Annotated in this window: 24 protein-coding genes and 1 riboswitch; all 24 genes read right to left on the bottom strand. The window is 46.5% G+C overall.

Going from position 1 to position 24783, the window contains the following annotated elements; all coding sequences use genetic code 11:
- On the bottom strand, positions 1-204 hold the full coding sequence (gene thiS, locus HW560_RS19055) for a sulfur carrier protein ThiS (RefSeq protein ID WP_090899859.1): 204 nt from the start codon (positions 202-204) through the stop codon (positions 1-3).
- Entirely contained in the window at positions 201-1430 is a 1230-nt protein-coding gene (thiO, locus tag HW560_RS19050; protein WP_179264248.1) for a glycine oxidase ThiO, read from the bottom strand. Before thiO ends, thiS begins: the two co-directional genes overlap by 4 nt.
- 4 nt (positions 1431-1434) lie before the next feature.
- Complete coding sequence (locus tag HW560_RS19045) at positions 1435-2109, bottom strand: thiamine phosphate synthase (protein ID WP_177185742.1); 675 nt, start codon at positions 2107-2109, stop codon at positions 1435-1437.
- A gap of 238 nt (positions 2110-2347) precedes the next feature.
- Positions 2348-2457, bottom strand: a riboswitch (TPP riboswitch).
- A gap of 64 nt (positions 2458-2521) precedes the next feature.
- Positions 2522-4072 carry an ABC-F family ATP-binding cassette domain-containing protein gene (locus tag HW560_RS19040; RefSeq protein WP_090899868.1) on the bottom strand — a complete coding sequence of 517 codons (1551 nt, stop codon included), beginning with the start codon at positions 4070-4072 and terminating at the stop codon, positions 2522-2524.
- 132 nt (positions 4073-4204) lie between these two features.
- Positions 4205-5188, bottom strand: a complete 984-nt coding sequence (locus tag HW560_RS19035; RefSeq protein WP_090899871.1) for a hypothetical protein — start codon at positions 5186-5188, stop codon at positions 4205-4207.
- Positions 5175-5726, bottom strand: a complete 552-nt coding sequence (locus HW560_RS19030) for a hypothetical protein (RefSeq protein WP_090899874.1) — start codon at positions 5724-5726, stop codon at positions 5175-5177. The genes HW560_RS19035 and HW560_RS19030 overlap by 14 nt, the downstream gene beginning before the upstream one ends.
- Positions 5723-6121 (bottom strand): hypothetical protein, encoded by a 399-nt coding sequence (locus HW560_RS19025; RefSeq protein ID WP_090899877.1) that lies wholly within the window; start codon positions 6119-6121, stop codon positions 5723-5725. Before HW560_RS19025 ends, HW560_RS19030 begins: the two co-directional genes overlap by 4 nt.
- 16 nt (positions 6122-6137) lie before the next feature.
- On the bottom strand, positions 6138-6623 hold the full coding sequence (locus HW560_RS19020) for an ABC transporter permease (RefSeq protein ID WP_076289114.1): 486 nt from the start codon (positions 6621-6623) through the stop codon (positions 6138-6140).
- A gap of 54 nt (positions 6624-6677) precedes the next feature.
- Positions 6678-8744, bottom strand: coding sequence for a hypothetical protein (locus HW560_RS19015; protein ID WP_179264246.1), 2067 nt, complete (start codon positions 8742-8744; stop codon positions 6678-6680).
- Positions 8734-10560, bottom strand: a complete 1827-nt coding sequence (locus HW560_RS19010) for a P-loop NTPase family protein (protein WP_179264244.1) — start codon at positions 10558-10560, stop codon at positions 8734-8736. Before HW560_RS19010 ends, HW560_RS19015 begins: the two co-directional genes overlap by 11 nt.
- Before the next feature lie 6 nt (positions 10561-10566).
- Complete coding sequence (locus tag HW560_RS19005) at positions 10567-11397, bottom strand: CpaE/TadZ family protein (protein ID WP_090899886.1); 831 nt, start codon at positions 11395-11397, stop codon at positions 10567-10569.
- The gene (locus tag HW560_RS19000) at positions 11394-12107 is read right to left on the bottom strand and encodes a hypothetical protein (protein ID WP_090899889.1); all 714 of its coding nucleotides are present in this window, start codon (positions 12105-12107) and stop codon (positions 11394-11396) included. The genes HW560_RS19005 and HW560_RS19000 overlap by 4 nt, the downstream gene beginning before the upstream one ends.
- 68 nt (positions 12108-12175) lie before the next feature.
- Complete coding sequence (locus HW560_RS18995; RefSeq protein WP_090899893.1) at positions 12176-13198, bottom strand: SAF domain-containing protein; 1023 nt, start codon at positions 13196-13198, stop codon at positions 12176-12178.
- 26 nt (positions 13199-13224) lie between these two features.
- The gene (locus HW560_RS18990; protein WP_179264242.1) at positions 13225-14703 is read right to left on the bottom strand and encodes a serine/threonine protein kinase; all 1479 of its coding nucleotides are present in this window, start codon (positions 14701-14703) and stop codon (positions 13225-13227) included.
- Positions 14704-14882: 179 nt separating this feature from the next.
- Positions 14883-15932 carry an SAM-dependent methyltransferase gene (locus HW560_RS18985; protein WP_179264240.1) on the bottom strand — a complete coding sequence of 350 codons (1050 nt, stop codon included), beginning with the start codon at positions 15930-15932 and terminating at the stop codon, positions 14883-14885.
- Positions 15933-15938: 6 nt separating this feature from the next.
- Positions 15939-16718 (bottom strand): ABC transporter ATP-binding protein, encoded by a 780-nt coding sequence (locus HW560_RS18980; protein WP_179264238.1) that lies wholly within the window; start codon positions 16716-16718, stop codon positions 15939-15941.
- Complete coding sequence (locus HW560_RS18975; protein ID WP_053780884.1) at positions 16715-17032, bottom strand: thioredoxin family protein; 318 nt, start codon at positions 17030-17032, stop codon at positions 16715-16717. Before HW560_RS18975 ends, HW560_RS18980 begins: the two co-directional genes overlap by 4 nt.
- Entirely contained in the window at positions 17032-17370 is a 339-nt protein-coding gene (locus HW560_RS18970) for a cyclic-phosphate processing receiver domain-containing protein (RefSeq protein WP_179264236.1), read from the bottom strand. Before HW560_RS18970 ends, HW560_RS18975 begins: the two co-directional genes overlap by 1 nt.
- Positions 17371-17391: 21 nt before the next feature.
- The gene (locus tag HW560_RS18965; RefSeq protein ID WP_090899908.1) at positions 17392-18240 is read right to left on the bottom strand and encodes a deoxyribonuclease IV; all 849 of its coding nucleotides are present in this window, start codon (positions 18238-18240) and stop codon (positions 17392-17394) included.
- Complete coding sequence (locus HW560_RS18960) at positions 18230-19051, bottom strand: Fpg/Nei family DNA glycosylase (RefSeq protein WP_090899911.1); 822 nt, start codon at positions 19049-19051, stop codon at positions 18230-18232. Before HW560_RS18960 ends, HW560_RS18965 begins: the two co-directional genes overlap by 11 nt.
- A 7-nt stretch (positions 19052-19058) precedes the next feature.
- Complete coding sequence (locus HW560_RS18955; protein WP_090899914.1) at positions 19059-19868, bottom strand: TIGR01457 family HAD-type hydrolase; 810 nt, start codon at positions 19866-19868, stop codon at positions 19059-19061.
- A gap of 98 nt (positions 19869-19966) precedes the next feature.
- Complete coding sequence (locus tag HW560_RS33965; RefSeq protein WP_257031370.1) at positions 19967-20095, bottom strand: hypothetical protein; 129 nt, start codon at positions 20093-20095, stop codon at positions 19967-19969.
- Positions 20096-20223: 128 nt separating this feature from the next.
- Positions 20224-21162 carry a ribonuclease Z gene (rnz, locus tag HW560_RS18950; RefSeq protein WP_179264234.1) on the bottom strand — a complete coding sequence of 313 codons (939 nt, stop codon included), beginning with the start codon at positions 21160-21162 and terminating at the stop codon, positions 20224-20226.
- A gap of 73 nt (positions 21163-21235) precedes the next feature.
- Entirely contained in the window at positions 21236-24676 is a 3441-nt protein-coding gene (gene metH, locus HW560_RS18945) for a methionine synthase (protein WP_090899918.1), read from the bottom strand.
- Positions 24677-24783: the final 107 nt, after the last annotated feature.

Here is a 24783-nt window from a genome sequence, read left to right as displayed (position 1 = left end):
TCAACCGCCTCCCACAAAATGTACAATTTCAATTCGGTCTCCGTCTCTTAAAGTGGTCGTTTCATGATATTCCCGCGTTAAAATTTGACGATTCAACTCAACCACGACGGTTTTTACTTGCAAATTAAATGAATGGAGCAATTTGTCCACACGATTTAAGCTATCTTCAATTTGCATGGTTTGTCCGTTGACAATGATATTCACTGCAACATCTCCTTTGTGTTCAAACGTTCTGGACTAAGGTCCTGAATCCCCAGCTCTTCCGAGGTTTTGCCACAAATCAAGTCAGCCATGAGGCTCGCTGTAATCGCACTAAGCAATATGCCGTTACGATAGTGTCCAAAAGCAGCGAATAAACCGGGAACACTTTCGCAAGCCCCCACATAAGGCAATCCATCCGGAGTCGAAGGACGGACACCCGCCCACGCTCGGATAAAATGGGCTTCCTTTATGCCAGGTATCCAGTTTGTTGCAGCTGCAAGCAGCTTCTGAATGCCTTGCACCGAAACGTTCATATCTGTTCTTCCAGGAAGGCTTGTTGCACCGATCCATACTTCTCCATTAGCTTTGGGAACAATATATATATCCTCTGCATACACCGTTTTGTCTGGCCTGTACCCGGCATGGTGAGGTGAAAACTGCACGGCTGCAATCTCTCCCTTTACTGGTAAAACAGGCGATTTCAGACCCACATGTCTCATCAATTCTTCACCATGTAACCCTGTAGCAATAATGACATTTCTCGATGTCATCGTTCCTATTGAAGTCTCGATCCCTTGCACTCCATTCACATCCGTATGCAAACGGACATCCTGTACACCTTCCATCACCCTTGCACCCATGGCTTGAGCCGATCTGACATAAGCCTGCGTTAAGCTGACAGGAAGAACCTCGCTCTCGGAAGGTCTGTAAAATGCTCCATACGTATCCCTGTTTAACCATGAAGCTTCCTGTTGGACAGCGACACGATCCCACCAAATATGTTCTGTAGATAAGGTAGACCATCGATTATTCTTGTAACTGCTGACCTCACTGTATGAGCGAAAAGGAGTAATAAAACCTTGCTGTTGCAGCCCCATTTCAACGCCGCTAAGCGCACTGATTCGTTCCTTCTGCTCATGAAGCAAAGCTCTGCTCTGCCGGGCAAGCTTTGCCATCACAGCATGAGTAAATTCCTCACTGTCAGCGGCAAGCATGCCTGCGGCTGCACAGGAAGTTCCACCAGCGATCCGAGCACGCTCAACCAGAAGAACGTCATAACCTCGGGTAGCGAGTTCACATGCGATAGCACAACCGATAACGCCTCCGCCTACAATAATGGTTTCTGCATGAAGCTTGCCTCGAAATTCTGCTCCAACTTTACTCCTCGATACTGTGCCTGGATGATACCCTGAACGATTCCCGCTTCGGCTTCTTGCTTCCTTTCTCATGGCATCATCTCCTTGGTTCGGCGTATTTCTCTGAATCCGTAATCGCCAGTCGCAATGCAGCGGCAGCCAGTTCCGGCTGATCATTCGTCCAAATCGACGAAATCACAGCGGCTCCACGGGCACCAGCAGTTCGAATGGCAGCAATATTCTCCGTTGCAATCCCACCAATCGCGATGACCGGAATTGAAACTTTAGCGCATACCTCTGCTAACGAAGCAAGTCCCCTGGGCTCGAAATTTGGTTTACTGGGTGAGGCATATACATGCCCGTAAAAGAGATAATCCGCTCCACGTTCTTCTGCAACTTTTGCTTCTTCCAGAGAATGAACCGATACTCCTACGCGAAGCCGATTGTTTCTCCTCAACACATCCTTATCGTATTTCCGAATAACTGCTTGACCCCAATGCACACCACCAAGCAACGCATGATGATCAAGCTGAGTGGAGCCATTCAGAATGATTCGGTTAAATGGGACACCTCGTGTTCTGAGACTTTGCGCCCAATACATCTGTTGCTCAAGGGGCAGCTTTTTTTCCCGTATGTGGATATAATCGACCCACCGCCATATATCCTTAGCAATATTCAGAAAAGAGTCCAAGTCTCCTGTACCTGGTGAAACCACATGCAGTTCGAATAATCGTGTTGTTAACTGTTCGTGGAAGATTTCCGTCCTGTTCACCCTCCTCTTGTATGATTTAAGCGGATATAAAACAACAAAAAAGCCACTCCCGTAGGGGAGTGGCCACGAATTTAGAATTCATGGATCAACTGAATGACTGTCGCATGGGATTACTCTATATATACATAATGCATAACAACTACAGAAACCAACATAGTCGCAACGCTGTATACTTAGAAACCGCATGAATCATCTTGCAGGCCATATCGCAAAGTTATCGATAACGCCCTTTGTCATTAGCTGAAACGCGCCACTTCCCTACGCTGGTATGATCCAGATCAGGTACAAAGGGTCCGGAATCGCATTCTTCCATCTCAGCCGCATCGTGCGGCCCCCCTAGTGTTCATATGAAGCTGTAGCCTATGTTACCATAGACACCTTTTTTTGTCACCGTACATTTCCATTTATTACGTTATTGTTTCTCGGACCAAGCTTCAACATCCCACGTTTTGGTAACCCAATCTTCATAAAAATCAGGTTCATGGGATACGAGCAGCACGGTACCCTTGAATTCTTGCAAGGCACGTTTCAGCTCTGCTTTGGCCGTTACATCCAAATGGTTTGTAGGCTCATCGAACAAAATCCAGTTACTTTCACGCATCAGAAGTTTACACAAACGAACTTTGGCTTGTTCACCACCACTAAGCGCGTTAAGCGGACGGGTGATATGCTCATTTTTCAATCCACAACGTGCGAGATGCCCCCGGACTTCATTCTGTGTCAGATGAGAAAATTCATTCCACACATCTTCAATCGGGGTAATGTTTCCTGCACGTACTTCCTGTTCGAAATAGGCTGTCTCCAAATAGTCACCCAAGAAAGTCTTACCGCTGATTGGTGGGATTTTTCCCAAGATGGTCTTGAGCAGTGTGGATTTACCTACACCGTTACAGCCAACAATGGCAATTTTCTCGCCACGCTCAATCGTCATCGTCATTTTGGGCAATAATGCATACGAATATCCAATTTCAAAATCAATGCCCTCAAAGACGGTTTTACTACTCGCCCGGGCATCCTTGAATTTAAATGTGGGTTTGGCCGCTTCGTCTGGACGATCGATCCGTTCGATCTTGCCGAGCTGCTTCTCACGGCTCTTGGCACGACCGGAAGTAGAAGCACGGGCTTTGTTCCGCTGGATGAAATCTTCCTGCTTCTTGATATACTCCTGCTGTTTCTCATAAGCATCAATATGCTGCGCCTTATTCATGTCGGCCATTTCAAGGAATTTGTTATAGTTCGCTGCATAACGCGTCAACTTGGCAAATTCCAGATGATAAATAACGTTAACGACCTCATTCATAAACTCCGTATCATGCGAAATCAGAATAAACGCATACGGGTAATCCTTAAGGTAACGCGTCAGCCATTCAATGTGTTCCACATCAAGATAGTTCGTTGGCTCATCCAGCAAAAGAGCAGTTGGTTTTTCCAGTAAAAGCTTGGCAAGCAATACCTTCGTACGTTGACCACCACTAAGCGCGGCAACGTCACGATCCAGACCGATGGCGGACAAGCCCAGTCCATTTGCCATCTCTTCCACTTTCACATCAATCAGATAAAAGTCACCTTGCTCCAATTGCTCCTGAATGTCACCCATTTCTTCCAGCAACAATTCGAGTTTGTCCGGATCGGCGTCTGCCATCTGATCGGTAATGGACATCATTTCTTTTTCCAACTCAAGCAAGGGCTGAAACGCATCCTTAAGCACATCACGAATCGTTTTTCCAGGTGTGAGCTTGGTATGCTGATCCAGATATCCATAACGAACTTTGGGGGTCCATTCGACCTTCCCTTCGTCCTTTAACAATTTCCCGGTAAGGATGTTCATCAGTGTGGACTTTCCCACACCATTAGCACCAACAAGGCCTACACGCTCTCCGGCAAGTAAACGAAAAGATACATTTTTAAATAACGTGCGGTCTCCAAAATTATGACTCACGTTCTCTACTGACAATAAACTCATAAGATGAGGTTGCTCCTATCTATTGGACATTACTATCGTTCCGAAACCCTATTTTAGCACAGGTGTCGCCTTTTCTGAAAGTAATGCAAACATCTCATGCAACCTCGCTTTTATATTTCATATAAACTGCCTTTAATTATTTGAACAGCTATACTCAAAATACCCTTGCGCTGCCGCTTGTTTGGCATTTGTAAACACTTCTTCAGCTCTGTAACCATTGTTACATGTGGATGGGTAATAGTATTTAATCGCACTTACCGGATCAACTCCGCCAACAATCGCCGTTTTCTTCACCAGTCTGCCACCACCAATGGCATAGTTGTTAAACTTTTGATTACCTACAGGAATTCCCTGAATAAACGCCATAAGCCCCGTGTCATTAATTGAATTGTACCAGTCTTCCTGAGAAATCAAAGGCATGGTAAAGGTATAGGAAACACCATTCCTTCTTGCAAACTCATTATGACGGTTAATAACATCTGCCAAATCTTCCTGCACACTTGTCACGATCCGGCTTCGTCTGACCTGCTCAAACGTCTCGGCATTCTGAAGCAGGGGGATTTGCGTGCTGGAGGCCAATTCTTTCTGGAAACCCTCCACCCACTTGCCCAAACCTGCGTCATAGGCATACACATACCCATCGAGTGTGAAATTAATACTGTTACCATTTGAATCAGAATATGTATAGGGCTTTTTGGGACTCCAAACTTGCCGGAATGACTCTTCAAGTTTTCCGGTCATTTCTGTTTCGATCGCAAAAATATAATAACCATCATAATCCAGCACGACTAATGCTGGAATGTAATTGAACATGGCCCGTATAGCAGCAGGATCATTTAAAATCCCCATATTTAGCGCCATTGTTTGGGTAAACGTAGCTAAGGCGAGCTCTTTGTCCGCTTTTACAAATTTGGTCGAATCATATCCTGCTTCATCGTTTTGCTTCTCATTTTGATGCATCACAGCCCCTGCATCCAGTACGGCACTCTGAAGTGCCATCTTATACCGATCGCTTAAATATTGAGCCTCTTGAACACTGTTTGTATTGTGAGAGATAACCCAGAATATAGGTGAAAAGATAAGTACAAATACAATGGAGAGATCAGTAATCTTCATTAAGCACCATACCTCCATATGTGGTAAACACCGCCGCAGCCTGTGCAGACCCGTTCAACCACTCACGAATCAGCATGGCAGGTGTGCGATTGGTATTTTTGATGGTTACTGTGAAGAAATCCCCCATTGCCAGTGTATATCTGCGCCCAGGATCGTCTAAAGCCTGCACACCGGACGAAGGAAACAGCTTTGCTTTAATTTGGGCTGCATAGTAGCCATCTTGTACAGTTTCATAGGTACCAGAGAATGTGCTCTGATCCATTGGATCTGAGTAATGAGGAACATATTTTTTGTGCAAGTGCTCCATAGAAATCTCATAGACGTTCCCCGTTCGAGCCATCTGTTCTTCGAACTCTGCATACATGGCAGGGGAAATGTATCCCTTTGTTCTGACCGCATCAACAAAACGGGTAACCGTCTGAACTACGGTCATACGTGCCATGTCATCCTGTCGATCAGCAGTTTCTGCTGCCGGGTAAACATAAAGCAAAATCACTGCCAGCAAAACAGCAAGCAGCTTGGATGCAGCATTAATCAAGGTGTACTGGCCTCCTTCCAAAATGCAATCTTCAGCAGTTCGCCAGCCTCACTTCTTATGAACTTGGGTGTATACGATGCAGCAAGCTGGACAGGAATAGTTTCTTTTCTGTTTACAAGGGGATCAATGACATATGCAATCCCGTCCACCTGCACGCTGACTGTTGTCCCTGTCATTTGCCTCACAGTGTGTAACACTTCCGCACCACTATAACGGATTGGCTCGCTTATATGCAGCGTGGTATTCAACCGTCCTTCCATGTCTGCTGTCGTCTGTACCAAGTGATTCAAAGCGTCTGATAGAATTCGAACATTCTGCTGCCCGTACAGGCAGGCTGTCACAAATAGGACAACCGCCGTACAGAACAACATGAGCTGCTGTGTATTCTGGGACATGTTAAACCAACTCCTGTCAGGATTGCTGGAAAATAAGCCCTCTTACCACATTGGATTTGTCTTTTACGATAATTGCTTTGAATTTACCACTTGGATTGACATATTGATTGTCTTTTTCACTCATGGTCTGGTTGATAACACCCACTTTCTCGTCAGGTTTAATAACAGAACCATAATCTGCATTATTGAGATCCTGGGAGATGTTCAACTGATTACCGTACCATTGTCCTCCTTTATTTTTACCTGTAATCACTTGAATCCCGAACTGGTCTTTGTCCGCATATTTACGCAGCGCGTTTGTGACTTGTGACCCACTAATGGTAGTTCCGTCATATACCGTAAATGCAGCTTGGGACAATTCGGTCTGGATATCGGCAAAATTGTTTTGCGCTGTTTTGGTCGCCTCCTGAGCCGAAATAAACAACAGAACTACAATTGTAATAAGGGCGATGGTCAGAAAGATGCCTGCTGCCACCTTTAAAGCGCTTGATGCATTGTTCATGATAAATCCTCCTGTATCGTTTTTAATTTATTTCAGACTGTGACGTAATGGTCGTTACAGTTTCTGAATCTGTTCATAATAAATGTTCATTTGCAGGAAACTCATACCTACCAGCGGAATGACCAGATAGAGGAAGATCAGGGCATACATCGGTGTAAACCCGATCATTCTTCCCCATGATGCTTTAACATCAATCATCTTGGTGTATTCCTGCTTCCTTTGTTCAAAATAAAAGGCCATCATGCTTTCCAGATCATCAAATGCTTCTCGAATCGAAATTTTCCCAAGTGCAAGTTGCAGCTTATCAACCAGACGCTGAAATTCAGGCAGACCTGCTTCTTCTTTCAACTGTTCAAGTGCATGCTCAGGCCCATGTTCAAAGTGCAGCAGACATTTTTGCAGCGGCCTTTTGAAAATAACAGCAAAGCGATTGAGCCATTCCAATATCTCCTCTACAGACATACGGTCCATCTCTCGCAAGATCGAGATAACCGTCTGAAACTGATAGATTTCATGCCTCATGTCCATACTTCTCATCTTGCGCTGGAACATCATTAGCCAGATCGGCATGTGATAACCCGTTATACCTACCAACATTGCAATAATTAATTCCCACCAGTGGAGGTATTGCTTGTTATAGCCTTCCAGCTTCTGCAGAATGCGTGCAATAGTTTCAGTCTGTGTGTCATGATCCAGTTGCACGGGATTTACGGACTGCAATGCTTTCGAAATCTCATCAAAAGTTGCACCCCGCTTCATTTCGATGCGCTCGAGTACAGCTTTATCCAAGCTTGTCTTTTCTGTAGCCTGCTTTAACTCCTCCTCTCCCATCGCTCCAAACATCCGGTCATCTCTCACGGGATCATATAAGATATGATTTCGTTCAACCTGATGCAGCACCAAGACACAGCCAATGGTCAGCACAAAACAACTTGCAAATAACATCAGCCTTCGTATAGCCAGCCATTCATATTTCAGTTCCGAGCTGCTTTCCCGCATCAGTCTTACGGTTTGACTGTAATTGGTACTGCCAGGTTTGGGCGCAAACAACATCGCCACCTTTCGAATGAACGTCTGCTTGTATAGGAACTGATCCATTCTGGAGTGTTTGCGTCCTGTCCGATAGCGGGTTTCATCATACTGCTGAAGTCTTTGCAAAAGCAGGTAGGCAAGTATGATAATGACGTAGATCGATATTTTGGTTACAAACCCGATTTTGCTGCGATAGAATTCATCCATAGTTGGAAAACTTCCCCTAGCCCAACGTTCAATTGGAGCTGTGAACAGGACGGGGGCCAGGGCGATGATATTCAACCCTTTTAACAGATAGTCCAGTTTGTCCCTCCGCAAAATCTCAAGATGAATTTCCTGCGTCAGATTCCCCAGGCCTTTCAAGTAAATCGAACCTTGTGCTCTGTCTTTATCTCCGAACTCCATCACCATATATGAAATACCGGCAAAACCTTTAAGAAAGCGATTCGGCGCAATCTCATAGTACCGTTCCAAAGCTTCGTTCGGATCGATAGAAGTCAATGCTTCATAGATCAACAGCACTTGATCAGCAGCCTCTCCTTTACCTGCTTCCGCTGCTTCATACAGTGCTTCCTCTACCATTCCATGCTGATGATACCGATGTCTCACGTCGGCAAACAGGTCCAGCATCTGTACCAACAGTCGTTTCTCCATACGATTCAAACACATATCCAGTACAAGGCTGTTCAGAACGACAGCGCAGAGTACCGACAATATGACAAAGGCGATACCCGGCTGCATAAGGAAAAGAATTACACTGATACTTCCGTATCCTCCGAGGATCATTAGAACCACGCTCATACTCATTCGTCTTAATGCTGGTTCATCTCCAACATGCCGGAATGAAATACGTTTCTGTACTTGCAAAATATACGCAGAGAGCAGCGGCACTTTCATGCCCCAGCGATAAGACTGTAACAGGAACGATCCCCACCGCAGCATACGATTGCCGTTAAGTGTAGCGATCCCTATGGATTTAGTTGCAGAGTCACCTCCTCTGTGACGTAACAGGTTCAGTACAAGTAGCGTGATTATCAAGCCACCTGCACATATCCCCAGCACCAACAGAAGAACAAGCTTAACGGTCATAGGTATCACCCCAATGTTGCTTGATGAACTGCTCAAACAGCGCAGCGTCTTGTAGTGTCATCTGCTCCCGCATATCCGTAATACTTCCTATGGAGATCGGAGCTGTGACGACGTAATTGCCATCTCTATACTCGATCACATTGCGAAACGAAAATCCAGCCCGTTCTTCCACGCTATCCCCTTTATTCGCACGTGGCAGACACTCCGTGATTCGTTCGATATATCTTCGACCCTCTGCGTCCTTTTTCATATGTACATCAAAATTAATGACACTTACGACTTGCTCCTCGGCAATATGTTCATGTTGGAACATACCTGTTTTGAGCAGTGAATTACGGAGGGAGAAGACGAGATCACGAAACGTTTTGGCATGATGGGTAAACAGGGTGAACAGACTGGCAACCTGGGACATCTGAATCATCCATGCGGCTACTTCGTCACTTGCGACCTCACCGAGAATATTTACAGTACCATCGGTCTTTTTCTGTAAATCCAGTCCCTGTTGACCAGATATGTGCTCGGTCTCCCGGAAGCTTAGAATGTTACGTCGACTGTATATACGCCGCAGCTGTAACTCGAAAGCCATCTCCTGTACACGCAGGGTATATGAAGCATAAATATGCTTGACCATTGCCATAAGAAGCGTCGTTTTACCCGACCCCTGTGCTCCTGTTACAGCTGTAATTCTACTGCCTTTCATCAAATACTGCAGCAAATTGATTGGCAAATCTGCGTTGTTACCAGTAATCAGCTGTTCAAGTGAAGCATTAGGAATATCGAATTTCCGGACAAAGAATGCCCATGATTCGGCAAAGGGAGGACGCACAACAACGACGCGTGATCCGTCCTTCATCTCGTTTACCTTATATCCATTCGCTTCCGAAAGCTGTCCCGGATAGTTGTATTTATAAATATTTTGACATACCCTCTTCAGTTCACGGATACTGCCAAATGACAGGAAGGGCAGATGAATGGACTTACCTTTATAGAAAATCCAGACACTTTCCATTCCACTAAGCGGTTCTTCGAGGGGAGCATCTTCAAGTCCATCCGCGAGCAGATCATTCCACGAAGCTGGCTGCCGTAGCCCCATATCCTGAAGGGCATCCAGCATGCCGCTCACACCACCACTAACGCCATCTATTCGTTGATCTCTTATTTCATCAACCACCGAGAAGCCTTTGTAATGTTGGTAGATCCGTTGAACGATGATATCCGTTTTTTCTCTGAAGCCAAGCTCTCTGTACTCACATTCAAACACATATCGGATATCCTCCTCGGAGATATAGTAACTTCCTCCGTCGTCTGCACCTTCACCCAGCCTCAGTCTGCCAAGATCATAAGTGTCTATCATGCGCGACAAAGCATCGACACCAAATTGCTGCCGGTATAGATAAAACACGATTTCGAATTGATCCTGAACCGTCAGTAACTCAGTGTCTCCAAAATAAATGACTTCATCGATATTTGACTTATTCAGTCCTAGGCTGCGGGTAAGCAGATCACCTATCAGATTTTTGACATATGTTTTGTCACTGATGCTTCCTGATACACAACCTTTAAGCGCCTTGCGCATCTCGGCACGCTGATTGATTCTTCGCCGATACTCTTCTTCATGTAATCCGACATCCGCAAGTTGACTATGACTAAGCTCATGAAGCGAGTTCTTTACTTTCTCCGTCAGCAATTCAATTGTGAAGGATTCGCGCTCAGGAGCACGGTTATTCTTTTCACGATGGGAAGCTCTGAACTTGAACCAAACATACGCAAGGCATAACAGCAAAACTAAAATTAACCATAGGGTATTCCAGAGCATCAGAGTTCAGGCTCCCCTTTCCAACCTCTTTAGTACGGTTCGCATCCCCGCCCCGTCCATAATGAGGCGAGCAAGTTCAGCCATACTTGCGGCAAAGCTCCCTTTACGCATATCTTTATTGTTGCTCAGACCTTCCAATTGCAAGTACGCTGCCGCATCACGACGATTGAAGGCATCCAGAAATCCGGTGGTATACGGCAACACCGATATCGATCCTTTGTATCGAAAACGCCGACGAATATTGGTAATGGTTGCGCGTGAATGTGGGTCATACTTATTCAGTACGACATGCAGCTTCTGATCCCCCAGGCTTTCGGGTCTGATCTTTTCAAAAAAATACTCCAGATCCCTCATATTTTGATTTAGGTTCACCACAACATAGTCGGCTTGATCCAGCAGAACCTGGTCACGTATACCTGCACGGTCTGCATCCAGTAGAACTAGATCATAATATTCATTGGCTACGTGCAGCAGCGTTTTTAATGTCTCTACATGCTCTTCTGAGGAACGCTCCAGCCTGTTAATCCTGCCAGTCAACAAATCCAGACGATCTTTGAGGAGCGGCTTGGTGTAGTCCCTCAAATTATGCTTGTTCAGACTCCCGCTGGTATGCAGCCGTTCCACAGCATCCCAACCCCCTTCCTCAAACGTGAATGCTGATCCCGTGTCCTCTATTTCTTTAGGTGGAAGGGCAGCTTCTGTGCTGCTCCCGACTGGACCTGTATTTACAAGTAAAATTCTTGTCCTATATTGTAGTGCCATCGCATAGGCGCTGATTAGCGCACTTGAGGTGCTGCCTGTTCCTGCAAAAGGACTCCAAAACGTAATGCTGCTCATGCCCTCATCCTTTCAGCTTCTTTAATGGCCCTGCGACTCTGGACATTTTCCCATCCGGTCAACTGCTCCACTAACCTGCATAGCGATCTTTTATAGTTCCGTGACAATGGCCCCAGGCGAATACGACGATGATGCTCGTTTTCCAGTTTGACTGCTGCAGTCAGTTCATCCCAAGGCAATATCAGCGATTCTCCTGTCCATACAAATGGGCTGTCTTCCAGATACGCCCACAAATATCGAGCTTCCAGTTTGCAATCAACGGCATTAATCAAAATGCGCTGAAATGGTAGTTCTGCTGGCAGGGACTGCTCCTCAAGCAAACGCTTGAGCCACCCTTTGCCCCGTTCTAGATTGTAACGTTCATAGTCACTGACCCAGACACGAGTATCTGCCATGAGCCATAGTTCACGTGATGCAAAGTGCGATGTTTCCATGTCGTAAAGAACGTAATCATAACTCTCCAATTTCTCGCCATTCGCTTCAAGATGACTCTCAACCGCTGTTGAAGTTACGAACTGACATGCGATATCAAAACCTTCAAATTCTGTAATACGCAGAGATTGCTGACTTTCCCCAACGCCGTATCCATATTTCTGTTGTAATGTTCCATCAACAAGCAAGACACGTTTACCGGAGGAGGCTAGTATTTTGCAAAGGTACAGCATCAGGTCATTCTTCTCGCATAACCCGGCAAAAATCCATGTTTGCATAGCTATCAAAGCTCCTTCATGTTACTTTTATACGTTGTTAAATGAATATTAATTGTTCTTCCTGCGTTTTACTCCCCGCCCGTCAGCAAGCTTTTCTGCTCATCCGTACTCGAAGCTGACGCAGAAGAATCATTGCTGCCACTTCCAGTCGCTCCACCGTTACCTGAACCGTCATTCCAGATGACCCCATCAGTAGATGAAGAGTTATTCGCTCCAGGGCGACTATTATATGAAACGGAGGACTGCGCAACGTCCTGCTCCACACCTTGGGAGGGCGCTGAGATGGATGCGGCGAGTGAGCTTTCTAACGAACTTCGTACCTGCCGCGCCAACTCGACTTCAGCCCGCCGCACAAGATTAGGATCACTCTCCAGCAGTTTTAACACCTCATTGTTGGCAGGGTATGTCGGGATCGCTGGTGTCTGGAACTGTGGTTCTACGTAGGTTAAGGCATAGATTGAAGCTTTATGTAAATAGGCATCTACAATTGCACTTGAAAGGGACAGGATCTCCTCCTCCGTCATCGTAATCCATAGTGTAGCTGCATTTAATCTTTCGACTTTCTTTTTGGACAGGAGAATGTAGTCTTGACCCGTTGGAAACTGAATACGAATATCAATGATGTCTCCCTTAATAAGTGAAGAAGGTAATAACACAACCTGTAGTTCACGGTTTCTTAAATCCGGCGGTGCCGGGGTATCTTCATACACCATTTCAGTTGTAATGGCAGTTCCCTTTTTTAATTCTATTTTCGCCACTTGACCATCCATCTGCTTGGAGCTGGACCACAGATTCCTTGGTGCCTGTGCATCTGGAACGGCTATGAGTTTGATATCCTCGGGCAATATCGGCTCTCCTGCTTCAACATCCCGTATTGTCACCCATCCCTGTGCCCCTGAGTTCCACTGCTGCATCAATTCAGCTTCTTTTTGTTCGTAGGCTGATGAATAACGGGCCTCCACTTCAGCCCTCGTATCACTCATGGTTTTGACATTGTAAATGACATATGCCCCAAACAGCAAACCGATTGCTCCTGCTCCCGTCAGCCCAGCATAAATCAGTTGACGGCTTTGTTTTCTTAATTTAGACAAAAGAGGCTCTCCTTTCGCAATCTCTTCTAATCATGTACTCTTTTTCTTGCAAAGAATGAACGTTTCTTAGGAAGCTGCCCAATCATATGAGTCAGAATATGAGCAAAAACCTTATCCACCTGTGGTTCACGATCAAAGGGATCGATATGTAAAGGCAATCCATATACACTCGAAGTGTCCAACGTTTTGCGCATGCGCTGAACGGCGTCAGCTGCTGCCAGTGGCAGACAGTAGATCCATTTGTCTCTTGGGTACCGATTGTGTGAACGGACAAAAGATCCAATCTCCGCTTGTCTCCATTCGGCACCCGAACCTATAACAATGGGCAAGTCGGCTCTGAGAAACTCTTCTAGCCGGTTCTGATCCTGACCACTGCCCAGATCCATCACAATGAACTGATAGCTGCCTCCCAATAAAGATAGGATGTCTGCACGTCCCGATTGTTTCCAGTAATGTACACCATCTACTGCAAACTGTCTGCCTGCTGGCACGGGTTTACCTGCATGCGCCACTTGTTGAATCCGTGCAAACGATTGGGAACGTGGTGACATCTCGATTATGGCCACTTTGAAGTTCTGCCGCTCCAGATAGTGACTGATGGCTATGGCCGTATGCGTAACTCCAACTCCAGATGATGCCCCCGTCAAAGCGATTACTCTGGTCCCTCCGCTTATCGTCACTGTCGTTTCTGAACTTACAGACGCTATTCCCGGTCTGCGCAGCAGCTCCTTACGAACTTCATCAGCCGATTGAAAGCGTTCATTCGGATTCAATCGCAACAGCCTTCTCACAACAGGAATATAGGTACGCGGAGCATCACTGCGAATGGAACTCTCTACTCCCTGAATCCATTCCGTATATGTCCCACAAGTCATGAGATAGAGCAGCAATGCTCCAAGCCCGTACAGGTCAGAACGTGCATCCGTCTGCCCTGAACCATATTGTTCGGGTGCAGCGAAGCCGGCCGTTCCCAATTTAACCGTATCATCGACTCTTTGTGCTTTATAACTCCGCGCTATCCCAAAATCAATTAGTCTGACTTCATGTTCCGGTGTAATCATAATGTTGGATGGTTTCAAATCCCGGTAGATGACAGGCGGGTCCAGACTGTGCAAATAACTTAATACATCCAGCAACTGAAGCACAAACTCCGTCATATGTTCAAGCGGAATCTTCCCGCGACATTGCTTGAAATAGTCACTAAGTGTCAACCCCTCAATGTACTCCATCACAAGATAGGTATACCCGTGCTCATCCGGGACAAAAAAATCTACGATTTGCGGCAATCTGGGATGCCTCAGAGATGTCAGGAGAGCAGCTTCAGACTCCATACTGCCTTCGTATGGCATCGCCGTCACGCTTTCTTTGATCGCCCAGGTTCTGCCTGGTAATTTCAAATCCTCTGCTTCATATACATGGCTCATTCCACCCGAACCGAGAATGGATACGATACGATATCTTCCTCCCAGCAGGCTTCCACGCTCGAGCCTGGCCGGATATCTCATATAGACTCCTCCTTGTATGCATAACAAAAAAGGGAAAGCTTCACCGAAGTGGAACAGACCGGATATCCGGACTCTTCACTTCGGGATGCTTTCCCTCAACTTGTTATGGTTAATATTGGTATCATTATAGTATAGGCAATAAGGTATTGTAAAGCATAAAATTTAATGCCTTTAATATCTTAATACTTAATCATATATAGCGTGATTTCTTCACGGTTGTGAAACAACTGTTTGGAACGCTGAATCTGCATCCGGGAGCGCTCAAATGTATCGATGACTTCTTTAATCAACGCAAGCGGCTTCTTATGCAGTAACTTCACGGTCACAACTGCTGTTCCCCCTGATTGAAGGCTATAAAACAGGTCTGATATAAGACGGCTCATCAGCTTGGGACTCCAGCTCATATCACATACGAGCAGATCAAATTCTCCTTCACGGAAACGTACATCACCTGCATTTTTTTTCAAAAAGGTGAGCTTTGGCGATTCCAGCAGGGTTGCATCCATCTTGGCCGGATCAACAGCTGTAACTTCAAGCCCGCGCTCAAGCAGGAAAGAGGTCCATCCACCTGGTGCAGCACCGATGTCCAATGCTTTGTGAAAAGAAGTAAAGTCGATGCCGAATGTCTGCTCCGCTTCAAGCAATTTGAATTTGGCCCGAGAGATTTGTCCCTCTTCCTTCTGAAAACGAACTGCTCCGCCACTCCAGTCCGACAGATTTTGATCAGGTCTGGATACACCGGCATATAACATATCATCCGCAACGAAGACAGATATAACATGATCCGCATCACGGACAACCCACTCACAGCCAAGGTCATCCAGCTTCTCAGTCAAGAGCTGTTTCAATGAAGCAGCGTTTTCCTGCCAGAAGGCACCTTCGGTTTTACGAACCTGCAATGCAACTTTAGTGCCTGTTAACTCCGTATGGTTCAACACAAATGAAATCAATTTTTCCATTGCTTGCGCTGAATCTTCCGTATTTTCCTGAAATTGAACAGGTTGAATATGACGTAAAAACGTCGGGCTTTCTTCCAAAAGCTTGATCGCTACCTCTTCTTCCGCAATCGGAAGACCGGCAAGCAGAATTTCACCTGGTACGAGTACCGTGCTCTTAACTGCCCCAAACGTACGGCGCAATTCCTCCTGAGCATAGGGCGCAAAGCCATGATTGGCTGTGCAGATAAAACGGGAGAAGTCTCCTTCACCCCAAGATGACTGTGTACTCAAAATGTGTTACCCTCCAGAACGTACGCGGATCCAGGGACGTCCATCATCCCACTGGATATCAACCGGAACATCGTACGTATGCTTAATTGTATCTTGTGTTAAAACTTCATGTTTGGGACCTGCCGCAGCAATACGTCCATCGCGGATCAAGGCCACATGTGTGAACAAAGGTACGATCTCTTCAACGTGATGCGTTACATAAACGACAGTGATATTACGCTTACGCAATCGATCAATTTCGGCTAGCATTTTCTCACGTTCATATAAATCAAGTCCAGCACAAGGCTCGTCCATAATCAGCAATTTGGGATCTGCCATCAATGAACGAGCCAGCATTACTTTTTTGCGTTCCCCTTGAGAAAGGGTGCCGAGCGGATGATTAGCCAGTTTTGCAAAGCCCATTTCATCAAGCAGTTTCATCGCTTTGGCTTTCACATCATCCGGAATCGTCTGATAGAAACGCAAAAAAGCATAAGCTCCTGTTGCGACAACTTCCCATACCGGATCTCGAGGTGTCAGCTTCTCAATCAATGTCTGACTGATATAACCAATCTCTTTCCGTACCTCCCGCACGTCACATTGACCATAAAGGTTGCCCAATACTTCAATGCGCCCCTGACTGGGAAACATATATCCATTCATCATTTCCAGCAGCGTTGTTTTACCTGAACCATTGCGCCCAAGAATCACCCAATGCTCGCCTTTTTTAACATGCAGATGAACGTCATCCAGAATCTGATTGTCTTCCCGTCTAAGAGAGACATGCTCCATCGAGATTACACTCATTTTAGCACCGCCTTTCGGATTTCCCCTAACAGATGCTCAACAGAGTTCATCCGATAGACCATTCTGGGCACATCATGTTCTCCATCAAACAGCATAACCGCAGGCACGCTTGAAATCTGAAACTGCTGAACAAGTTCCGGGATATCGTGAATATTCATCTCGGTCAGAATCCCTTCGGGCAGCAGATGTTCGGCGATCTCAAGCATTCGACGTGCTGCTGCGCAAGTTCCGCACAGCGGGGTATAGATAAATACAGCCTGAGGCATGCCTTCCCATACTCCACGCATTAACATTTTGGTCGTAATCGGCTTCATCAGCTTTCTTCTCCTGCAGCAACACGAAGCATAACCTCACCCGACATCGGACCATTATGGACGGTGACAGAGTCTGGTTTATTGCTGTACAACAATTCGTACATTTGACGTTTGCCATACATGCTGGACGTGTGCAAATAGATCTGACGTGGAAACAAACCTTCCCGGACGATCGAAGCAGCAACTTCTCCGCCATTCGGCGAATCTGGACCCAATTCATAATCCAGAGATAGAATGTCCACATCACCTTCTCTAAGCAGCATCAGGCACTCTTCTGCATTGGTAGCCAAAACAAACCCTTTCGGACATGCCCGGTAATCATCCAAAAAAACATGCATTACAATCGCTCCTCTCCCCATTTAAAGCCAGGAACGCATGAGCTCAATGTCTCCACGGTGTGTTCCATCTTCGCCTGATTCGGTTTCCAGCACAACTACTGCTTGCTGAAATTCAGGCGCACATAACAGTTCCTGCATCGCTTTTTTTCCTATATAACCCTGTCCAATCCGTGCATGTCTGTCCTTGCATGAACCGGAAGGATATTTCGAATCATTAAAGTGAACAGCCGCAAGAGCATCCCAATATCCCAACAATCTGCCTTTCTCCAGCATGGATGTCTCATTGCCTGACGTCCACATGCCTGAAGCAAAAGCATGACACGTGTCAAAACAAAAAGCAATATGTTCAGGATACCGGCTTAGCTTACGAATCTGTATCAATTCTTCCATCGTTGTCCCCATGGGACCATGATCTCCAGCCTGATTTTCAAGCAGAACCTTAGCCTGTCCATTCCAATCTGCTAAAGCGGTATCCAGACAGGATATGAGATTCTGATATCCTTCAAGTGGTTCATTGCTCTTGAGATGTCCAAAGTGAACTACAGTCCCTACTGAACCACAGGCATCTGCAATATGCAGATCATTTTGTATCGATGCGATGGTTGCATGAAAACCCGCCTCTCCTCGGGTTCTGCCCAAAGCCGGATTCGTGGGATAGGGTGAGTGGGCAATGGAAGATATCCCTTGCGTCTCACACCAATCCCGACACTGTTCAGCATCTTTGAGGTCCAGTTCTTTCAAGCCAAGGCTCCGCGGGTTCTTCGGAAAATATTGAAATGCCGTAGCCCCCATATCATATGCCCGTTTGGCTGCCTGTAGAAATCCACCTCTGGTGCTGACATGTGCCCCGATTCCGCTTTTAGGCCTCATGCTGGCAATCCGGACAGAAAAAAGCCTTCTTGCCCGTAATTTCCACGCGTGCTATCGTTCCCCCACAACGAGGGCAAGTTTCCCCTTCACGATCATACACTCGACACTGCTCGTCAAAACTTCCCGTCTTGGTGTCTCCCTGCATCAGCGGCATTTCCATATAACCGCCTTCCGATGCAGCTTCCCGCAACACGGATTGCACAGAATGGTACAAACGTGCTGTGAGTTCAGGCGAAGCGGCAATATTTTGCGTCTTGGAGCTTGGTCTCAGGCCTGCTGCAAATGCAATCTCATCTGAATAACAATTTCCGATGCCTGCAATAATGTGCTGGTTGACCAGTGTAGTTTTGAGTGTCCCCCGACGTCCTTTCAACAGGGCAGCAAAACGTTCTGCATTCATGCGCCGATCAAGAGGTTCAGGTCCAAGGTCAGACATAGCCTCTTCCGTCTCTTTGGAAGTAAGCAGATGCAGATATCCTAAACGGAGCCCGATAAAGAATAACGTATATTCTCCAAACTGAATTTCCACTTGAGTGGAGCGATCAGGACGTTCAGCTTCTGTGCCCCAGAAAATCATTCCACCCAGCATGAGGTGCAGGACAAGCCGCTTACCATTAGCCAGGTGAAAGATCAGATGTTTGGCCCGGCGCTCTACAAATATGATACGATTGCCTGTCAGTTCACGTGTGAACACATCAGGATCGATATTAATCGACTTTTCACGGTTAACCACCACACCTGTAATCGGCAAATCGAGTATTTTCTCGGACAGCAAGGTCCGGTAGTTTTCCATTTCCGGCAATTCTGGCATCGTACATCTACCCCTTCTTGGATGCTTGGCTTGTCGTCTGCGACAGCCACTCAATCAGTTTATGCAAATCTTCAAACACATGATCAGGACGAACCTTGGTCGCCTGGATGTGACTATCCATATTGTCTCGTGTCGTTATTCCGGTAAGAACCAGCATTGTCTCGCATCCTGCCGCAGCTCCTGCCGCAATATCTGTACGCATATTGTCTCCGATTACAGCAACTTCATCAGACTTTAAGTTCAATCGGCTAATGGCAGACTTCATAATAATACTTGAAGGTTTGCCAATGACGGTAGGGTGAACTCCGGTTGCAGCTTCTATCGCTGCCCCAATCGTTCCCGCTCCTGGCGTAAGTCCATCATCAGAAGGAAGTTGCAAGTCCGGGTTGGTCATGACAGATTTAGAACCACCGTTGATCCAGCGGAGCGCTTTGGTCAATTTATGATAGGAAAATTCACGATCAATCCCTTGTATTACGTATTCAGGTTCATCATCCGTTAGTGTAAGCCCTGCAGCTTCTATAGCTTGCAACAGCCCCTCTTCTCCGATACAAGCCACTTTCGCACCTGGAGACTCTTGGGCCACGTATTCCGCAGCCGCCACCGCAGAAGTACATACCTGTGATGCATCGGCAGGGATACCCATCCCGTTCAGATGATCTGCCACACCTTGCGGAGTACGCGAAGAATTATTAGTCACAAACAAATAAGGCATGCCTTGTTCATTCAATGTCTGAATAAGCTTATCGGCTCCTTCGATACGATGTCTGCCATGATAGAGCGTACCGTCCAGGTCGATCAGATAGGCCTTAATCATATACAGCACTTCCTTTCTTTATTTCATTAACATTTCATGTCATTAACCATTTGCCTCGAACTTCAATGCCAACCTATGTATACAGTACAAGAAAATAGCTAGCTCGCATCTGCACGTAACACGTCGAACCGAATCGAACACAGACGTCTGGCCCCGCGCGCCTTCTGTACAAGCTTGTCATTTCCTGCGCTTTCCCGGAAAATAATTTGAATCATTTCCCTGCTCATATTGCCCATCCTACACGCTTTCCGGCCAGATTGCAAAAGGGACCTCGGGAGTAACTTCCCCTCAGTCCCGTGCAATTAACGGCTTCTTCTTCCGTCGTGTTTGGCTGTACTGTTTCGCACATCCACCATTAGGATTCGCTCTTACGGTGAACAACTGGAATAAGCTCGTGCTCAATCGCAAGTGTTGTATTCGGGAATATCGACTGTGCTTCTTCCAGAAGTGGCTGCAGCTGATCCTCATCTTTGTAACGAGAGCTAAAATGGGTCATGATCAGCTGTCCTGCACCTGCCGCTCTTGCCGCCTCAGCCGCTTGCTTCGATGTACTATGATAGTACTCATGAGCCGTATCAGCCAAATCATGCAGAAACGTAGCTTCGTGCACAAGAACATCCGCATTTAGTGCAAGTGGCTGTACATTTTCACATGGACGCGTATCTCCCAAGATGGTAATGACCATCCCTCGCTTGGGTGCACCCAACACATCTTCTGGGCGAAGGAAGTCCCCGTTGTCGAGGGTAATCGTTTCTCCCCGCTTCAAGCGACCAAATAGCGGCCCTGGCTTCAGGCCATACTCAGCCAGTTTTGCAGGATCCAGACTGCCCGGACGATCCTTTTCGGTAATCCGATACCCATAACTGTCGATACGATGTTCCAGCAACGCAGATTCCACAATGAAGCTCTCGTCTTCGAAAAGCACTCCGCCTGTATGCTCTACAATGCTTAGATCATAGTTTAGACGTGATTGACTCAGCTCCATGGTTGTCATGATCATTCGTTCAGTTCCTGGCGGACCATACACCGTTAACGGCGTAGTACCACCCTGATATGCTCTGCTGGAGAGCAGACCTGGAAGTCCAAATACATGATCTCCATGTAAATGGGTTATAAATATTTTCTCCAATTTGCTCAATTTAAGCGGAGAACTTAAAATCTGATGCTGGGTTCCTTCCCCGCAGTCAAACAACCACAATGCTCTACGCTCATCCAACATGCGCAGCCCTATGGAAGTTACATTCCGCTGAAGCGTCGGTACACCAGCGTTAGTTCCCAGGAAATATAGTTCCATCTGGATCGCACCTCTTTCTGCTGCCAGCAAAAAGCCTCCGACAATGCGGAGGGCTTTGCCTGACCTTTTACTTTTAAGCCTTATCCACGTTAAAATACTTCGCTTGCGGGTGGCTGAATACCATCGCTGATACGGATGCTTCAGGTTCCATCATGAAACCTTCAGTCAATTCCACACCAATATCCTCAGGCTGTAACAACTTGAAAAGCGGCCCTTGGTCTTCCAAATCGGGACAAGCCGGATATCCGAATGATACCCTGATTCCCTGATAGCGTGCTCCATGACGCTGCTTCATGGTCATCTGTGCTGGATCCGGGAATCCCCAGATATCTCTCATCATATGATGAACCCGCTCAGCTAATCCCTCTGCTACTTCAAGCGCTACGGATTGCAGAGCATGTGAGCGAAGATAATCACCTTGCTCCTTCCAAGCTGTCGATAACTCCCGTACACCGTGCCCAGCCGTAACGACCATGAAACCAACGTAATCCATTTGTCCGGATTCCACTGGCTTCAAGAAATCGGACAGGCAGAGGTATGGTTCAACTTTTTGACGAGGGAACGTGAATGTATGCAGGATATTGCTTGTATCCTCCGGGTCATAGATAATGACGCTGTTACCGCTGGACTGAGCAGGGAAGAAACGATACATCGCATGAGCCTGAATAATCCCGTCACGAACAGCTTCCTGCATAATATCATCCACTACCGCTTTCAGGTCAGTAGCTTTCTGATCACCCGAAGCAAGCAACTGCTCTACTGAGCCACGCAAACCAAGATGGTGACCTAGCAACATCTGCATGTTCACATACGGTAAGATGTGTGATAGCGGATAATTTCGCATAACATGTCGTTCCAGATCCGGCGGAACAAGGACCGGGTTGTCTATTGCGATATCCGAACGTTCTACCCGTGTAAGCTCAGGAAGTGAGGTAACGGTTTCTGCACCAGCTGCGTCCGCCTCTTTTTCTGCGTCCATCTCCAGCTGCATCACTTCACGAGTGCTTGGGTTCATGAGCTTGTTGGCCAAATCCAGACCGTCCATCGCATCTTTTGCATATACAACCATGCCGTTATATTCCGGGCGTATACGATTCTTGGTGAATTTGCGTGTCAATGCCGCTCCACCAACCATAATAGGTACATCAATTCCTGCTGTACGCAAGTCCTGAGCGGTAAGAATCATCTGCTGCGCCGATTTTACCAACAGACCGGATAGACCGATCGCATCGACTTTTTCTTCTCTGTACGCCTCGATAATTCGCTCTGGTGGTACTTTTATACCCAAATTAATGATCCGGTAACCGTTATTGGAAAGGATGATCTCCACAAGGTTTTTGCCGATGTCGTGTACATCGCCCTTGACCGTCGCCAGAATAATTTTCCCTTTAACTGACGTCTCATTCTTCTCCATGAACTGTTCCAAATAAGCTACCGAAGCCTTCATGACTTCCGCGCTCTGAAGCACCTCTGCTACGATCAACTCATTATTGTTAAACAGTCGCCCTACTTCTTCCATGCCCCGCATCAGCGGTCCATTGATTACTTCAAGGGCTGTATATTTGGTCAGTGCCTGCTCCAGATCGGGCAGCAAGCCTTCTTTACTTCCTTCAACAACATAGGATGCGAGACGTTCTTCCAACGACAGGTTCGAAATCTTTTCTTTTTTCTCGACCTTTTTGTTACGGAACGCCGCTACGAAAGCAGCCAGTGTCTCGTCATTCGTATTATATAACAGCTCTTCCGAGAGTCTGCGCTCTTCTTCCGGAATGGATGCATAACGCTCCAGCTTCTCTGTATTAACGATGGCATAATCGAGACCTGCTTTGGTACACTCATATAAAAATACAGAGTTCAGCACTTCACGCCCTGCTTCAGGCAATCCAAATGAAATGTTACTGATCCCCAGTATCGTATGACATTCAGGCATCGCTTCTTTAATGACACGAATACCTTCAATTGTTTCTTTGGCGGAACCGATATACTGTTCATCGCCCGTCCCTACTGGAAACACCAGGGTGTCAAAAATTAGGTCTTCTGCTTTTAACCCATATTTGTTCACCAGCAAATCGTAAGATCGCTTGGCTACCTCCAGCTTGTCCTCACGACTAATGGCCTGACCACGTTCATCAATCGTTCCGACAACGACAGCACCGCCATATTTATGCAAGAGCGGAGTGACCAGCTCGAACTTTTCCTCGCCGTCCTCAAGGTTAATGGAGTTAATTATCGCTTTACCTTGAGAGTATTGCAGTGCAAGATCGATAACGGCTGCATCCGTCGTATCGATCATAAGTGGCACCTTTACTTTTTTGACAACAAGTTCAAGGAATTTCTCCATATCTTCGGCTTCTTCACGGTCCGGGTCTTGAACACAAACGTCGACAACATGTGCCCCATTTTTCACCTGAGCCCGAGCAATTTCCGAAGCTTCTTCATATTTCCCTTCAACAATAAGACGCTTGAATTTCCGTGATCCAAGTACGTTCGTACGTTCCCCAACCATGTAAGGGCGATTGTCCTGTTCAACGTAGACTGGATCAATTCCCGACAATGCTGGTGGATGTGTTCCATTCATTTCTCTTGGAGGGTACTTGGCAAGTGTATCCCGCATTGCCCGAATATGTGCAGGTGTTGTCCCACAGCAGCCACCCGCAATGTTCAACCAGCCCTGCTCGGCAAAAGCGCCGATTTTCTGAGCAAGCGAATCAGGGGATTCATGGTAATTACCGTTCTCATCCGGAAGACCTGCATTTGGATAACAACTTACCGCAACTGAAGCCATCCCGGAAAGCGAGCGAATATGGTCACGCATGAATTCCGGACCTGTAGCACAGTTTAGTCCCACTGAAATTGGGTTAAGGTGTTCTAAGGATATATAAAAAGACTCAATATTCTGACCAGCGAGGGTTGTACCCATCGGTTCGATCGTTCCTGAGATCATCAAGGGAAGCTTGATACCACTTTGCTCGAATGCCTGTTGAATTCCAATGCTACCTGCTTTTACATTAAGCGTATCTTGTGAGGTTTCAAGCAGCAGCGCATCAACGCCTCCCTCAATTAAAGCAAGCGCTTGCTCAAAATAACTGTCGATGAGTTCTTGGAACGTTACTCCACCTGTTACAGACAGCGTTTTGGTAGTAGGGCCCATAGCGCCGACCACATAACGTGGAGACTCCGGTGTCGAGAATCGATCCGCGGCCGCTTTTGCAATTCTGGCTGCTTCGAGATTAATTTCACGTGCACGGTCCTGAATGTCATATTCAGCAAGTACAACTGAAGTTGCACCAAACGTATTTGTTTCAATCAAGTCAGCACCGGCTTCCAGATATTCCTCATGAATACGCTGGATCAGCTCTGGACGTGTAAGTACAAGCATTTCATTACACCCATCCAGGTCTTCTCCGCCAAAATCTGCGCCTGTGAGTTCAACCTGCTGAATCATTGTCCCCATTGCACCGTCGAGGATCAATATTCGTTGTTTTAATGCATCATGTAAGCTAAGCTTATCCAATATCGTCACCTCCGCAAAACGTTAAATCTTAGTTTAACAGAAACTAACTTAATGTGAAAGATCGGGTTTGATCAGTCCCCTGGCGGTTTTTGTTGAAGTTCGAATCA

The organism is Paenibacillus sp. E222 (genome assembly GCF_013401555.1).
Taxonomy (GTDB): Bacteria; Bacillota; Bacilli; order Paenibacillales; family Paenibacillaceae; genus Paenibacillus.
The sequence above is the reverse complement of the archived record's forward strand: the minus strand, read 5'-3'. Positions and strand labels throughout refer to the sequence as shown.

Coding starts and splice junctions, on each gene's coding strand:
- thiO (WP_179264248.1), bottom strand. CDS start 1,430: ATGAGAAAGGAAGCAAGAAGCCGAAGCGGGAATCGTTCAGGGTATCAT.
- HW560_RS19040 (WP_090899868.1), bottom strand. CDS start 4,072: ATGAGTTTATTGTCAGTAGAGAACGTGAGTCATAATTTTGGAGACCGC.
- HW560_RS19035 (WP_090899871.1), bottom strand. CDS start 5,188: ATGAAGATTACTGATCTCTCCATTGTATTTGTACTTATCTTTTCACCT.
- HW560_RS19025 (WP_090899877.1), bottom strand. CDS start 6,121: ATGTCCCAGAATACACAGCAGCTCATGTTGTTCTGTACGGCGGTTGTC.
- HW560_RS19020 (WP_076289114.1), bottom strand. CDS start 6,623: ATGAACAATGCATCAAGCGCTTTAAAGGTGGCAGCAGGCATCTTTCTG.
- HW560_RS19015 (WP_179264246.1), bottom strand. CDS start 8,744: ATGACCGTTAAGCTTGTTCTTCTGTTGGTGCTGGGGATATGTGCAGGT.
- HW560_RS19010 (WP_179264244.1), bottom strand. CDS start 10,560: ATGCTCTGGAATACCCTATGGTTAATTTTAGTTTTGCTGTTATGCCTT.
- HW560_RS19005 (WP_090899886.1), bottom strand. CDS start 11,397: ATGAGCAGCATTACGTTTTGGAGTCCTTTTGCAGGAACAGGCAGCACC.
- HW560_RS19000 (WP_090899889.1), bottom strand. CDS start 12,107: ATGCAAACATGGATTTTTGCCGGGTTATGCGAGAAGAATGACCTGATG.
- HW560_RS18990 (WP_179264242.1), bottom strand. CDS start 14,703: ATGAGATATCCGGCCAGGCTCGAGCGTGGAAGCCTGCTGGGAGGAAGA.
- HW560_RS18980 (WP_179264238.1), bottom strand. CDS start 16,718: ATGAGTGTAATCTCGATGGAGCATGTCTCTCTTAGACGGGAAGACAAT.
- HW560_RS18975 (WP_053780884.1), bottom strand. CDS start 17,032: ATGAAGCCGATTACGACCAAAATGTTAATGCGTGGAGTATGGGAAGGC.
- HW560_RS18970 (WP_179264236.1), bottom strand. CDS start 17,370: ATGCATGTTTTTTTGGATGATTACCGGGCATGTCCGAAAGGGTTTGTT.
- HW560_RS18965 (WP_090899908.1), bottom strand. CDS start 18,240: ATGAGGCCTAAAAGCGGAATCGGGGCACATGTCAGCACCAGAGGTGGA.
- HW560_RS18960 (WP_090899911.1), bottom strand. CDS start 19,051: ATGCCAGAATTGCCGGAAATGGAAAACTACCGGACCTTGCTGTCCGAG.
- HW560_RS18955 (WP_090899914.1), bottom strand. CDS start 19,868: ATGATTAAGGCCTATCTGATCGACCTGGACGGTACGCTCTATCATGGC.
- HW560_RS33965 (WP_257031370.1), bottom strand. CDS start 20,095: ATGAGCAGGGAAATGATTCAAATTATTTTCCGGGAAAGCGCAGGAAAT.
- rnz (WP_179264234.1), bottom strand. CDS start 21,162: ATGGAACTATATTTCCTGGGAACTAACGCTGGTGTACCGACGCTTCAG.